The sequence below is a fragment of the Chitinophaga sp. YR627 genome (genome assembly GCF_900114995.1).
Lineage (GTDB): Bacteria > Bacteroidota > Bacteroidia > Chitinophagales > Chitinophagaceae > Chitinophaga.
The window spans coordinates 2,183,234-2,197,967 of the sequence record NZ_FOUX01000001.1; the positions used below are offsets into that span (position 1 = coordinate 2,183,234).

Annotated in this window: 12 protein-coding genes; 5 read left to right on the forward strand and 7 right to left on the reverse strand. The window is 45.2% G+C overall.

What is annotated here, in order from left to right; genetic code table 11:
* Positions 1 to 42: 42 nt before the first annotated feature.
* The 7 genes from BMZ72_RS36310 to BMZ72_RS08160 form a co-directional block, all read right to left on the reverse strand.
* Positions 43 to 249: a hypothetical protein gene (locus tag BMZ72_RS36310; RefSeq protein WP_012791370.1), complete on the reverse strand. Its 207-nt coding sequence runs from the start codon at positions 247 to 249 to the stop codon at positions 43 to 45.
* A gap of 407 nt (positions 250 to 656) precedes the next feature.
* Positions 657 to 3,206 (reverse strand): DUF5686 and carboxypeptidase regulatory-like domain-containing protein, encoded by a 2,550-nt coding sequence (locus tag BMZ72_RS08135; protein ID WP_089806948.1) that lies wholly within the window; start codon positions 3,204 to 3,206, stop codon positions 657 to 659.
* Between the two features lie 125 nt (positions 3,207 to 3,331).
* Entirely contained in the window at positions 3,332 to 3,697 is a 366-nt protein-coding gene (locus BMZ72_RS08140; protein ID WP_089806950.1) for a hypothetical protein, read from the reverse strand.
* A 203-nt stretch (positions 3,698 to 3,900) separates the two neighbouring features.
* A complete protein-coding gene (locus BMZ72_RS36795) occupies positions 3,901 to 4,218 on the reverse strand; it encodes a type II toxin-antitoxin system HicA family toxin (RefSeq protein ID WP_089806952.1) in 318 nt (105 codons plus the stop codon).
* An 87-nt stretch (positions 4,219 to 4,305) separates the two neighbouring features.
* Positions 4,306 to 4,818, reverse strand: a complete 513-nt coding sequence (locus BMZ72_RS08150) for a hypothetical protein (RefSeq protein ID WP_089806954.1) — start codon at positions 4,816 to 4,818, stop codon at positions 4,306 to 4,308.
* Between the two features lie 396 nt (positions 4,819 to 5,214).
* Positions 5,215 to 6,396, reverse strand: a complete 1,182-nt coding sequence (locus tag BMZ72_RS08155) for a trans-sulfuration enzyme family protein (protein WP_089806957.1) — start codon at positions 6,394 to 6,396, stop codon at positions 5,215 to 5,217.
* Positions 6,397 to 6,431: 35 nt separating this feature from the next.
* Positions 6,432 to 6,851 carry an OsmC family protein gene (locus BMZ72_RS08160; RefSeq protein WP_089806958.1) on the reverse strand — a complete coding sequence of 140 codons (420 nt, stop codon included), beginning with the start codon at positions 6,849 to 6,851 and terminating at the stop codon, positions 6,432 to 6,434.
* Positions 6,852 to 6,976: 125 nt separating this feature from the next.
* Between BMZ72_RS08160 and metX the strand changes: the two genes are divergently transcribed.
* The 5 genes from metX (at position 6,977) to BMZ72_RS08185 (ending at position 14,580) form a co-directional block, all read left to right on the forward strand.
* A complete protein-coding gene (gene metX, locus BMZ72_RS08165) occupies positions 6,977 to 7,999 on the forward strand; it encodes a homoserine O-acetyltransferase MetX (protein ID WP_255373138.1) in 1,023 nt (340 codons plus the stop codon).
* A 534-nt stretch (positions 8,000 to 8,533) separates the two neighbouring features.
* The gene (locus tag BMZ72_RS08170; RefSeq protein ID WP_143087640.1) at positions 8,534 to 8,905 is read left to right on the forward strand and encodes a hypothetical protein; all 372 of its coding nucleotides are present in this window, start codon (positions 8,534 to 8,536) and stop codon (positions 8,903 to 8,905) included.
* Between the two features lie 141 nt (positions 8,906 to 9,046).
* Positions 9,047 to 10,348: a TolC family protein gene (locus BMZ72_RS08175; protein WP_089806964.1), complete on the forward strand. Its 1,302-nt coding sequence runs from the start codon at positions 9,047 to 9,049 to the stop codon at positions 10,346 to 10,348.
* A 15-nt stretch (positions 10,349 to 10,363) separates the two neighbouring features.
* A complete protein-coding gene (locus BMZ72_RS08180) occupies positions 10,364 to 11,443 on the forward strand; it encodes an efflux RND transporter periplasmic adaptor subunit (RefSeq protein ID WP_089806966.1) in 1,080 nt (359 codons plus the stop codon).
* A 14-nt stretch (positions 11,444 to 11,457) separates the two neighbouring features.
* Positions 11,458 to 14,580 (forward strand): efflux RND transporter permease subunit, encoded by a 3,123-nt coding sequence (locus BMZ72_RS08185; RefSeq protein WP_089806968.1) that lies wholly within the window; start codon positions 11,458 to 11,460, stop codon positions 14,578 to 14,580.
* Positions 14,581 to 14,734 lie beyond the last annotated feature (154 nt).

Sequence of the window (14,734 nt, forward strand, 5' to 3'; positions counted from 1 at the left end):
TTGCACTATGAATAAATGACTGCCGTCAGTCAGATAGCTGACTCAGCCCTGCCAGACTTCCGTCTCCCTGGACCAGTCGTACAGGATAGCCGTCATGTAATAAGCCGCTGCACTGATAATCAGTACATAACCGGCAAAACCAATGGTCATAAATTCAGGAGAAGCCGTCCACTCGTTCAATTCCGCTACATACGCCACTGTGGCCATTAAAATTCCTAATATGAAAGCGATTAGCGCAATTCTCTTCATAAGGGGATAGTTTCGTTAAAGATTCACATGAAAGTGTTAGACGATATACTGGTAAACTGGCTCAAAATGTGTTTACTCACTATAATAACAGGTCACATCGTGAAATTGTTCAGGTAGGTTTAACATATCCTAACCTTTGTAACTATTTGATTATTATCGTATATAAATAAAGTATAAGACTTGGCATCCTTTTTGAAATTAAGGTATCGGACAAGCAAATTCGAGTTTAACCCAAAAATGTTAATTATGAGTACAGTTTTTCTCTACATTTTTTACCTGATAGTCGGTTTATGGATATACCGTCTTCTGGCTTACTTCTACGATCGTGATCCCAAAGAAAGCTACAAGGCAAGAAAGCAAAGAGTTTAAGGCAAGCAGGGAAAGTCAATAAAAGGGCTTTCCCTTTTTTATTGCACGGTTTCATCCTGCTGTGGTCTTACAAAACTTCCGAATAGTCCCCCAAAGCCGACTCTCACGCCTATTCTTGTATCATCCTTACTCTGGTAGCCAGCTATCACATCAACGCGCAGCACCTTCAGAATATTTTCCAGTCCGGCAAAAACTTCTACATAATTATTATCCCGGTTGATATAGAACGCATTCGATCCAGCCACCAGGTTCCATTTCAGCCGGTTAAACAGCGGGATCTTGTTTGTCAGCAGCCCGTTGAAATGATGTTCCACATTCGCAGTACCAAAAAGCGAAGCAGTATTACTATAACGATAATAAGGCGCCAGCTGGAAACTATTCAGATACTTAATATTATAGAACATCTGATTTCCATTAAAATGCTGGAAGTCAGGAATGTCTACACTTTTGCTATTGAGGAACCCGCCCGCCCCAAAACGATACTGAAATTCCCCGAAAAGGCGGAGGTTGACATTATCCCGGATCTCAAAGTTCCATTTGTCAAAGTTTGCATCACTCCCCGCAATGTCTGGAATACCTTTACTATAGGCGACCCGGAAAATGGGGTATTTCGAACCAATGGCCACTTTCCTGTCGGGCAACTCGATAAAACGCTGACCAGGCTGGAAGGAAAACGCCAGATTCAGTACCAGTGCCTGATTCCTCTCAAAAGGTATCCCTGCCAGTTCATATGGGTGATTAGGCAGGAAGTGTTTGCCGGTGTCTTTCCTGAAACTGTAATCCGTCGTATTCTGCACCGGAATTCTGTCCTCATAGGAGATCCCTGCCGAGATCGTGGCACTGCTCTGGAACCTTCTCCGGAAACGTAGTTCGCCGAACCAGTTCTCATACAGCTTCATATAATTGTCCTTAAATAATAAGGTATAGAAGATATTAGCGATCGGTGACACCGGATTATCCCGGTTGAACTGAGATACCCGTTTGCCTCCTCCTATCGTCCAGGTATTGTAACCATAACGGCCACCCAGTTTTGCTTCCTTGCGCCATGACACGAACGTGTAAGCATTCAGATGGGTATTGCTGAATCCATACCTGATCCGGGGAATAATACGCAGTTGCTGGTTACGCGGCAGGTCAAGATCCAGTTCCGGCTCCACATTCAGGGAGATTCCTTCCACAGTATTATATTCAACCTGTGTCAGTAGGGACTTCATACTGAAGTCATGAGAGTAGATGCCTGTATCCCGGCGGAAGTAAAACTTATGTTCTGCTCCCCCCATACTATACAGGAGCTGTGACACCTTGATGGGTTTCTGGTGTGCTTTCAGGGTATCCAGTCGCCATTGTGACCGGCTACTGTCTCTTCTCGCCCTTGCCGTACTGTCTTTTTTGCGGAAGTCTGTCACTTCTTCAGGTTCCAGTGGCACCGGACGAATACTATCCCAGTAAGCCAGTTGTTTACTGTCGAAGGCCGTATCGTACCGCATAATGGTGCGGTCGAAGTATTTTTTCGTAAAATTTGGTTGTAGGTTATAATTGGAGTACACATTCACAAAGCTACCCGCCACATTAAAACCAAACTGTTTGATGGTCAGGTTGATAACCTGGTCCTTCGTACGCCATACTTCATTATTCACCGGTACATGGATCTGTGTGATATGCAGGGTGTCCATGATCTCCAGCTGGTATTCCTGTGTCACCATCAGGTCTACGCTGTGTATGCGCCAGTCATTATCTGTAATAAAGATGTATCCTGAAAACAGGGGTTCGTATTTACGTCTGGGAATGACTTTAATCTTGTTGACCGTCTTCCCGTCATCCTGGAACACGCCTTCCAGTCTGTATTTATAATACAGCAATGCATTTTCAGCAATAGGTGAGATATACCCTCTTTTACTGAATTGCGAGACCATCGCCGTTACGTTATTCTCATAAAAATCAATGAAGGCGGGAAAGCTAAATCCAAATCCACCGCCGCTCTGACGGGCAGATAAAACTTCCACTTTAATATCATCCGGTCTTTTCACTGCCACTTTGGTGACAGATTCTGAGAGAAACAATACCCCTTTTCTCGTCGAGTCCAGTCCCATATCTTCAACATCCTCCGTCCCTATCTTCTTTCCAAAGAAACTGCCGGGCATATCCCTCATTTTAAAGACGCCCTTAATATAGTCGTTACAGGTATATTCTTTTACCTGGTCAAGATAGTAGCCACGTTTCTTTATTGCCTGACGGATAATGGCATACGCCGGATCTTCTCCTCCTGATTTTACGATCACTTCTTTTATCTGCAAACTCAATGGCGACAAGGTAAAATTAAGGGTCTGTTCGGCCGCTGTGACTGTAACCGGCTGCTCTCCTTTTTTATAACCCATATACTGACACACCAGTATGTAATTACCAGCCGGTACATCCAGGTGATACTGACCTGCCGCATTGGTGGTCGTACCATTGGTAGTACCTTTGATAAATACAGATGCAAATGGCAGGGGTTCGTTCCTGTCATTCGTTACCTTGCCCCTTATGATACCCGCCTGGGCATAATAAAAGCTGGTCAGCAGAATAAGGCTTAGTAAAAATTTGGGCATATTTGACAATTATGATATCTCCTGCTATCCGTGCAGCAGGTTCTATCAAATAAATATAACGTTTAAGGGTAAAATGCGGGTATGCCGCGGTGCTTTTATATGAAATTTAACAAGCAGGCCGGAGTTTATGAGACAGCAGGCGCAGGTTTCTTCTTGTAGCGCAGGTAACTGCCGGTCAGTCCGCCGAAACCAGCTGTGAGTCCGCCGATAAACGCACTGATCACACCTATCAGGATAGGATTTCTGGCCTTTACGATCAGCTCACTCATACGGTTGGCGAGGATATGGTCATTCTGGATATCTTTAAAAAATGCCAGCGCCAGCCATAAAAGGAATACAGCAATAAATCCGTTTAGGAATGATCTTAATGGCGGCAAAGGGATCAGTACCGCAACAAGAAATGCGGCTACTGCTACTGTCCACCAGGTGAAAAAGTAACCACCCAGGTAACTGAGTGCAATGATCAATATAAAACGAGGAACGGATTTCATATGTGTAAGATACGAAATATGCGGCAAAGTAAGGTCCGTATATCTACGCAATCTTTCTGTATTAAGGCGAATGCATTTCGGAGAGGAATACCTTTACCCGCCTGCATATAAGGTCAGTCAGTACACAGGATAAGGCTAACGGTAAACTGTATATTATCCCCCCAAAAGGGAGCCACAGATATACGTCAGTTTTGCCCGCTTATTTAACTTGTCCGGTGTATTATATCCTGTGGCAGGTCAACATTTATCAGGACACCACTATCTACCAACTTCTGTACATATTGCTCCTGAGATAAAGGGCAATTAGCCAAGTCCAAGAAATCTTCTTTACTCAAAAAACATTGTTTCTTCATTTTAGCGATCAAAAAATCGTTAATATCCTGCTCATTATGACTACAAAAGGTCTGCAATACATATTTTCCGTTATGCCAGAACTCTAAATATTGATGATCCCCATGAGATCTGACAAACCCTTTACCCGTCAGATTTCTTACTACCTTTTTACATTTCAAAGATGCCATTATATCTCGGTTACTGCTTTAACAATGGTGTTCAACAAAGTTTTGATACGCTTAATGCGTTCCGTCATTTGTTCATCAGTTAATTGATTATATCTCAGTCACTTCTTTAACAATAGCGTTCATCAAAGTTTTGATACGCTTAATGCGTTCCGTCATCTGGTCATCAGCTAATTGATTGTATCGCTGATAGATAAAATCAAATTCATGCGCAAAATCCTGTTCCGCCTCCTCTTCTGTTTTACCTGTGGCAACGATCCCCAGCATATCGTTTTCTATCATAACATACTTGTCCTCCTGGCTTAGCTTAGAAGGCAGCACAGAATAAAGAGAATAAATTCTTTGGCTTGATACGATAGTATCTGGTGAATAAGATAACATAGCGGATTTATTCATGTAAAATTCAACAATTTTCGTTGTTTCCTTTTTACCTCTCTTCCTTTCTATTCTTGCAATACCTGTTTGTACAATATCCTCAGTACAATGTAGCTCAGTTAACTTTAAGCCATTGCCGGGTGGGTTGATGCTGCCAGCCTCCCCTTCCGTACTGAACATGATTTCCTTTTCCAGATCAATTGAGGTGTCATGGATGTGTTCTTTCATAAACATAGTTTTTCTCCGGGATGATTACCTTCATCCCATTTATAAATTTTTATGCAATTTTTTTATATGCTATAGTGGCAGGAAGCAGCAAAAACTTTATTCTGCAAGCTGCCTGACATTGGAGCAACAACAATACATTAAGGCTGAGATAACGATGCAAACTAATAGTCATTTAGACTATTTACGTCTCTTCTAATCATGCTGATTGTGAGAAAATCATAAAAGAGCGTAAAACCGAAAGAAAAGAACACTTCGTTAGGAAAGAGTGTCTGTTTTGGGAAGTAACGTGTTGGTTATTCCGTTACCTTTTACAAATCTATAATAAACATCAACAAGTTAACACATAATTTCATACAAAATACACCGGGAGACAAAAAAATCTCCCGGTATTTATTTTTATTTACTTTGTTCTAGTGCCTGCAGGATATCTTCCAGTATATCCTGTGCGTTTTCCAGTCCGACAGAAATACGGATCATACCCGGTGTAATACCCACCTGTGCGCGTTCTGCATCGGTCAGCTTTGCATGCGTAGTGCTGGCCGGATGGGAAGCGATACTTCTGCTATCACCCAGATTGGCGGTCAGCGTCAGCATCTTCAGTGCATCGAGGAAACGGGTACCGCTTTGCAGACCGCCTTTCAGTTCGAAGCAAACGATACCACCACCTGCACTCATCTGTTTTTTCGCGATAGCGTGCTGTGGATGACTTTCCAGCATCGGGTATTTCACCCAGCTGATATGCGGGTTGTTTTCCAGTGCTTTTGCCAGTGCCAGTGCGCTTTCAGAATGGCGGGCCATACGGATATGCAGGGTTTCCAGACTTTTGCTGAGTACCCATGCATTGAACGGCGACATCGCCGGACCAGTGCTGCGGCAGAAGGTATGTACCTCTTTGATCAGGTCTTTACGGCCTACTACAACACCTCCCAGTACGCGTCCCTGTCCGTCCATCCATTTGGTGGCAGAGTGGGTCACGATATGCGCGCCTGTTTCGATAGGACGTTGCAGTACCGGTGTAGCGAAGCAGTTATCAACGTTGAGGATGACATTGTGCTTGTTGGCGATAGCCGCCAGCACGCTCAGGTCAACGATCTCCAGTCCCGGATTGGAAGGTGTTTCCACGAAGATCATCTTTGTATTTGGCTTGATCAGTGCTTCAACGGTTTCCGGCTTGTTGATATCAAAATAGCTGTATTCGATACCCCATTTAGGGAGGAACTTTGTGATAATGGTATGCGTAGAACCAAAGATAGAGCTGGCTGACACCAGGTGATCGCCGGCATTCATCAGCGCCATAAAGCTGGCAAATACCGCGCTCATACCAGAAGCAGTAGCGAATCCGGCTTCTGCACCTTCCAGGGCGCATACTTTCTGTACGAATTCATCTACGTTCGGGTTGCTGAAACGGGTATAGATATTATTATCCGTTTCATCTGCGAAGGTAGCACGCATCTCTTCCGCGCTGTCATAAGTAAAGCTGGAAGTAAGGAACAAAGGCGTGGAATGCTCCATCTGCCACGTCTTTTCTGTCTGAATCCTTACTGCATTGGTTTCCGGCCGGTATTGGTCTTTCTCCATCGGTATATACTAATATAATGGTATGTAAAATGAAATTAACCGTTCACCCTTGTTTCCCAGGTGAGGTCACCACCTGCCCTGCGCAGGGTTTCCGCTACAGAACAGTATTTGGTCATGGACAGTTCTACTGCGCGTGCAGCTTTATCAGGATCGATGTCTCCGCTGAGATGAAATATTATGTGCACTTTTTCCCAGATAGAAGGCTCTTTGCCCTTTTCTCTTTCCCCGTCAATCTCGATACGGAAATCAGTAAGTTCCTGGCGTTGCTTCTTCAGGATCATGGCAACGTCAATAGCTGAACAACCTCCGAGGCCCATCAGGAGCATCTGCATAGGTCTTACGCCATTATTTTTGCCTCCATTTTCCACGGAAGAATCCATCTGCACTGTGTGTCCGCCTTCATCAACCGCTTCCATATTGAACGCATCATCTAATCTCTTGAGTGATATCTTCATTGTATCTAAATTATATCTCCAAAGATAACTAGTACGCAGGCAAATCCCAAATGCCCCTTTGTACCAAAGTCATTATGCATTAAGCATTTTTTAACTTAGCTTTGCCCCCAAATTTTTCAGGGGCATTGACAGCAAAGAACTTCTATAGCAACCAGGCGTTTACCTTGGAATCCGGTGCAGTATTGCCGGAGCTCCACATTGCTTATCATACTTATGGTACCCTCAACAGTACGGGAGATAACGTGGTTTGGATCTGTCACGCCCTGACAGCCAATTCTGACGTGATGGACTGGTGGAAAGGCCTGATTGCTGAAGGGCATGCCATTGATCCGGACCGTGATTTTATCGTGTGCGCCAATATCCTTGGCTCCTGCTATGGTACTTCCGGTCCGCTGTCCAATAATCCTGTCAGCGGTCAGCCTTACTTTCACTCCTTCCCTCATATCACTATCCGGGATATGGTCAGTGCGCATGTAAAACTGCGTGAGTACCTGGGCATCCGCCAGGTAAGACTGCTTGTGGGAGGTTCTATGGGCGGTTACCAGACCCTCGAATGGGCTTTACTGGAGCCAGCCGTTATCCAGCGTGTCTGCCTGCTTTGTACCGGTGCGTCAGAAAGCGCCTGGAGCATTGCCATCCATACGGCCCAGCGTCTCGCCATACAGGCTGATCAGACCTGGCAGGAAGATTCCTATGCCGCTGGTGCACAGGGTCTTAAAGCTGCCCGCGCCATTGGCATGCTAACCTACCGCAATTACCAGACCTTTGTACGGGCACAGACAGACCCTGATAATGAAAAAACCGACCATTTCCGGGCTTCTTCCTATATCGAATACCAGGGCGATAAACTGGTAAAGCGTTTTAATGCACAGTCCTACTGGCTGCTCAGTAAAGCGATGGACAGCCACAATATCTCCCGTGGCCGCAATACCGACCTTGCCGGTGCGCTGGCACTCATCTCCCAGCCTGCCCTCATCATCGGTATCACCAGCGATATATTGTGTCCGCCGGAAGAACAGTTATTCCTCTCACAACACATCCCCCAGGCCACCTATCACGAGATAGACTCTACGTATGGTCATGATGGCTTTCTGATCGAATTTGAAAAGATCAATAAACTGATGATCTCCTGGAGTGAGAACAATTAAGCTTTAAAAATCAGGAATGAAAATATTGAGGTCGTCTCTGTTCGGGATGACCTTTTCTTTTATCGGTCTGTTCCAATGTCTTACTGATTGCTGAGGATTGGCAGACATATCATTCTTTTGATGAACCTCATACATCATAGATCAGTTTGCTATACCTAAAACGATCTTTTTCTGAAAATGGCCATCCAAAATCCTTATCAGGCGTGCATTCAGGCATCATCTCTTCGATTAAACCGTCTTAATCCCGTATCTACGCCGTTAGTGGTCCGTTCATGAACGAAGCACTAACGGCGTAATAAAGGCATAATGACGTTATAATACGGAACACCAAATGAATCTCCACCGACCTGCCCCAACGCACAAAAACTTAACACAAAAACCTTCAAAAAGCCCGTCAGGTGCATATTATATGCATTCGTAACACTTATATTGTATAGCCGTCTGAAGCGTTAAAATCCCATTAAAATGGGCTTAAAGTTCCTTAAGACAATAACTATTATACATACGCCAATCTATATTTGTATTGTTAATACTATGACAAGGTTTTTTGCATACATATTACTCTTCATTCACGTCAACACGACGATGTTCGTTCCGGTAACGGACGAGAAAGACGTATATGATGCATGCGGCCGTCAGATCAATGATATTAATACCTTCCTCGGACTGATCGATCAGATCATCCTGGGAAATACAGAAATCACTACGCAGGACGAAGATGATGACCTTGCACACTATTTCACCGGTAGTTCCGGCGTAACCTGTTACGTCTCCAATATCCAGGAAATAGTATTGACAAGAGATGAGCCAACCACGGCTGATCTTGCAGTCGCTTACCCCCCGTCAGAAGTGCAGAAGATCAGCACTATCGCCTACGATATCCTCACTCCGCCTCCAGAGGCCTGACCGACATACCATTCTATAGATCTCTCATTATGCGAGCACGTTAGACAACTATAACCGGTTGACTGACAGAACCTTTTTGTGCCTGTATTGTTGATCTTTTCACGTACCCTCTTTTTGTAAAATATTATTTAAACGAATCAAATGTCTAGTAAGGACGCGCGCATAGCCATGTTCTGCCGGATACTTCTCTGCTGTGTCCTGTTATTGACCGTAAAATCGTCAGTACAGGCCCAGGATACCCTGCACATTACCCTCCAGGACGCAGAAAAACAGTTTCTTGATAAGAACCTGCAACTGCTGGCGGAAAAATACAATGTATCCATCGCACAGGCGGAAATCATCCAGGCAAAACTTTATAACAATCCTAATCTTACCCTCAGCGGTAACCTTTACAATCCGGATAGAAAGAAATTCTTTGATGTCAGCAACCAATATGGCCAGTATGAAGTGGGCATCCAGCAGCTGATATCGCTTGCAGGTAAAAGAAATAAACAGGTACAGCTGGCCCGTACCAATGCCAGCATGGCGGAAAACGCCTTTTTTGACCTGCTGCGCACACTGCGTTTCACACTCCGCAGTAATTTCTATCAGGCCTATTATCTGCAAAACTCCATGAAAGCCTATGAAGAACAGATCTCTTCCCTGGCCAGAATGGACGCCACTTATAAAGACCTGCAACAGAAAGGACTCGTGACACTGAAAGACGCCGTACGACTGCGCTCATTATTATATAGCCTGCGTGCAGACCGTACCAGTATGCAGAACCAGCTGAATGACCTGCAGTCGGAAATACAGCTGCTGCTGCAGAACAACCATGCATGGTTTGTATTAGATATGCCGGAAGATGCGATAACAGGTATTCCGGAGATCAGACAGACCAGCCTGCAAAGCCTCGTAGACAGTGCTTATGCCAACAGACAGGACCTGCAACTCGCACAGAACAATCTTCGCTATAACCAGCAGAACTATAACCTGCAAAAAGCCATGGCAGTACCCGATCTTACACTGGGCGCCAACTTTGATAAACGCGGTAGTTTCGTGGACAATGCAACCTTTTTGAACGTCGGTATCGACCTTCCCTTCTTTAACCGCAACCAGGGCAATATCAAAGCTGCCAGGTATAGCATGGACCAGACCAAACTGCTCGTACAACAGCAGACACAGGCTGTAGAAAATGAAGTGCAGACGGCATATGCGAAAGCCATCAATACAGATAAAATGCTGGAAACCGTTGATCCGGCATTCCGTAGCCAGTTTGAGCAATTGCTGCAGGCCATCACAGATAATTTCCTGAAAAAGAATATCAGTCTGCTTGAACTGACAGACTTCTATGATTCCTATAAGGAAAATATGCTCCAGCTCAATCAGCTGCAGAACGCCCGGATGCAGGCAATAGAAACGCTCAACTTCGCAGTGGGCAAAACCTTGTTCAATAACAAATAATAATTGAAACCAGTCATGAAATCTTTCGCTATATACCTTCTGCCTCTCGCTTTCGCAGGCACGCTCGCTTCCTGCGGCGCTCATAAAACAGAAAGCAAAAAAGACGAGCCCGCCGTATCTGATAGTCTGATCAAAAACGTGGAAACAGCCGCGGCAAAAATGGAAGAACCTTCAGAGTCTATCAAACTCAATGGGAAGATCCAGCCAGACGAAAGCAAACAATCAAAAGTCTTTGCACTCGTAAGTGGTAAAATAAAAAGTGTACAGGTGGAACTGGGCGACTATGTAAAACAGGGTCAGGTACTGGCAGTATTACAGAGTGCTGAAGTAGCTGGCATCACCAACGATGTGTCCATCGCAGAATCCAGTCTGGAGATGGCGAAAAAGAACGTCGAAACACAGAAATCCCTGTTTGAAGGGAATCTGGCTACGCAACAGGATTATCTCTCTGCACAGATAGAATACAAAAAAGCACAGTCAGAACTGAACAGAGCACGTCAGGTAGCCAACATCAGCGGCGGCAACAGTGCTGCTTATGCACTGAAAGCGCCGATCAGCGGTTATGTGATCGAGAAGAACATCACCGGCAACTCTGAAGTACGTCAGGATAACAGCAACAGCCTCTTTACCGTAGCTGATCTGTCTACCGTATGGATCATTGCAAATGTATATGAATCTGATATTGCCAATATACGTTTAGGCGATGAAGTGAGAGTAAAAACCCTCGCCAATCCTGAGAAGGAATACCTGGGTAAAATAGATAAAGTATACAACGTACTGGACCCGGCCAACCGTACCATGCAGGTACGTATCAGCATGCCAAACGCGAACGGCGAACTGAAACCGGAGATGTTTGCAACAGTTAAAGTAAGCGCCAAATCTACCGGTGCAGTACTTAGCATTCCTGCAAAGGCCATCGTGATGGACAACAGCAAACAGTATGTTGTAGTAAAGAAAACCAACAAGCTGGAGATAAAGCCAATCAGCCTGTTGCGCAGAATTGAGGACCGTGCATTCATCTCCGGTCTGGAAGACGGCGACCAGGTGGTTACCTCCGCACAGGTCTTTATCTACGATGCTCTTAACACTAAATAATCAGGCAGAATCTTATGCAGAAGCTAATAAAATCAGTCATTGCCTTTTCTCTGAAGAATCGGCTCTTCATAGGTTTTGCCACACTCCTGCTCATTATATGGGGTGTGATCGCATTTAGAAATATTCCTATTGAAGCGTTCCCGGATGTAACAAATACACAGATCACTATTATCACCCAATGGCCCGGCAGAAGTGCCGAAGAGGTGGAAAAATTTGTAACGGCGCCTATCGAGATCGCCATGAACCCTGTACAGAAGAAGACTTCCGTACGTTCTACCACCGTGTTCGGACTATCCGTTGTGAAAGTGATCTTTGATGATAACATTGATGACGCATTCGCACGTCAGCAGGTCAATAACCTCTTACGTGATATTGAACTGCCGGATGGCGCAGAACCAGATGTACAGCCGCCTACCGGTCCGACAGGTGAAATATTCCGTTATACGCTCGAAAGCAAAACCAAAACGGTAAAAGAACTGAAAACATTGCAGGACTGGGTGATCGAACGCCGCCTGCTGAATGTACCAGGTGTGGGAGATGTAGTAAGTTTTGGTGGTGAAGTAAAGACCTATGAGATCACGGTAAATCCGCAGAAACTGGCGTCTTATGATATCACACCACTCGATGTATATAGTGCTATTTCAAAAAGTAATATCAATGTCGGTGGTGATGTGATCGTCGATAACTCACAGGCTTACGTCGTACGTGGTATCGGCCTGCTGAACAACGCAGAAGAAATCGGTAACATCATTGTTGATAATATCAATAACACACCTATCCTGGTAAAAGACATCGCACAGGTAGATGTATCGGCCCTGCCAAGACTCGGACAGGTAGGCCGGGATAAACAGAATGACGTAGTTGAAGGGATCATCGTCATGCGTAAGGGAGAAAACCCGAGCGAGGTGATCAAACGTGTGGAAGACCGTATTAATTATCTGAATGAAAAGGTATTGCCTGCCGACGTGAAAATCAACACGTTCTACAACCGTAACAACCTGATCGAATTCGCTACGCATACCGTACTGCATAACATGCTGGAAGGTATCATCTTTGTAACGGTGATCGTTTTCATCTTTATGGCAGACTGGCGTACCACGGTGATCGTAGCGATCGTGATACCGCTGGCGCTCCTGTTTGCATTCATCTGTCTGACGCTGAAAGGCATGTCAGCCAACCTGCTGTCGATGGGGGCGATAGACTTCGGTATCATCATTGACGGTGCCGTTGTGATGGTCGAGGGGATCTTTGTATTGCTCGATCAGAAGCAACACCAGATGGGTATGGAACGGTTCAATAAACTGTCCAAGCTCGGTCTCATCAAACAGACAGGCGGAGAACTGGGTAAAGCGATCTTCTTCTCCAAACTGATCATCATTGCCGGTTTATTACCCATCTTCTCTTTCGAAAAAGTAGAAGGTAAAATGTTCTCTCCGCTGGCCTGGACACTGGGTTTTGCGTTACTGGGAGCCCTGTTGCTGACCCTGACGCTGATACCTTTATTAAGTAGTCTGCTGCTGAAGAAGAACGTACGCGAGAAACACAACGTATTCGTAGAAGCCATCACCGGTGGCGTTATGAAAATGTTCTCCCGTACCTATCATCACAAACGTATGACGCTGTTAATTTCAACCGCACTGGTGGTAGTTGGATTGTTCAGTTTTAAATTCCTCGGTTCTGAGTTCCTGCCGGAACTGGATGAAGGGGCTATTTATATCCGTGCAACCTGTCCGCTGAGCGTATCGCTGGATGAATCAAAAACGCTGGCGAATAAAATGCGCCGTATCATCCTGGCCTTCCCGGAAGTGAAACAGGTCATGTCGCAAACCGGCCGTCCGAACGATGGAACAGATGCTACCGGATTCTATAACATTGAATTCCACGTAGATATTTATCCGAAGAATGAATGGAAAAGCGGTTTAACAAAAGAGGAACTGATCGACAAGATGCAGGAACAACTGGCCGTCTATCCGGGTGTGAACCTGAACTTCTCCCAGCCGATCATGGATAACGTGGAAGAAGCCGTATCCGGGGTGAAAGGATCCCTTTGCGTAAAGATCTATGGCGACAGTCTGACGTACACAGAAGCCCGCGCAAACGAGGTCTATGATATCATGAAAGACATTCCGGGTGTAACAGACCTCGGTGTGATCAAAAATATCGGTCAACCGGAAATGAGAATTGACCTCGATGAAAATAAAATGGCCCTTTATGGCGTTACTACTGCGGACGCGAATGCGATCATAGAAATGGCGATCGGGGGCAAGGCCATTACACAGATATATGAAGGCGAGCGCAAATTCCAGTTACGTCTGCGCTATGAAGAAAAATACCGCAACACAGCAGAAGCAATCAGTAATCTGATGGTCCCTACCCTGCGAGGTGCACGTGTGCCGATCAAAAACATCGCCACTATCCGTACACTGACCGGCCCGAGTATTATTTTCCGCGACGATAACAGGCGCTATACTGCCGTTAAGTTCTCCATCCGTGGCCGTGACATGGGTAGTGTGATAGCAGAGGCACAAGATAAGGTAGATAAAAAGGTAAAGCTGGATAAGGGTTATGAAATGCAATGGGCAGGCGACTTTGAAAATCAGCAACGTGCGACCAAACGTCTGACAGAGGTTGTACCTATCAGTCTGATGATCATCTTCCTGATTCTTTTTGTCATGTTCGGCAACGTAAAAGACGCAGGTCTGGTGCTGATCAACGTACCATTTGCCATTATCGGGGGAATTGCCGCCCTGCTGATATCAGGGACAAACTTCAGTATATCGGCAGGTATCGGTTTTATCGCATTGTTCGGTATCTGTATACAGAATGGGGTGATCCTGATATCGGTATTCAAGAATAATATGCAGTCGGTCAAACGACATGAATTTAATAAACATACACTGGAAATAGCCATAAGGGACGGGGTACGTACGAGAGTGCGTCCGGTGGTAATGACGGCATTGATGGCTGCGATCGGACTCTTACCAGCAGCACTGTCCAGGGGAATTGGTTCTGAGACTTCCAAACCATTGGCCATCGTAGTAATTGGCGGCTTGATCACTGCCACTATACTCACGCTGCTGGTATTCCCTCTGTTCTTCTACCTGGGTTACAGGAAAATGGGACAGAAACTGGATTAGTCAATTATATTTATCCTCCACAAAAGGGTCTGCCAATGGCAGGCCCTTTTTTATTTAGAACTTAATCCCTTCCCGGTTGTTAACTATAAAACCGGCCGTGCCGACTATTCAACTATTTTCCTTACATTCATTAAAACAACAAAACAGAACCGTA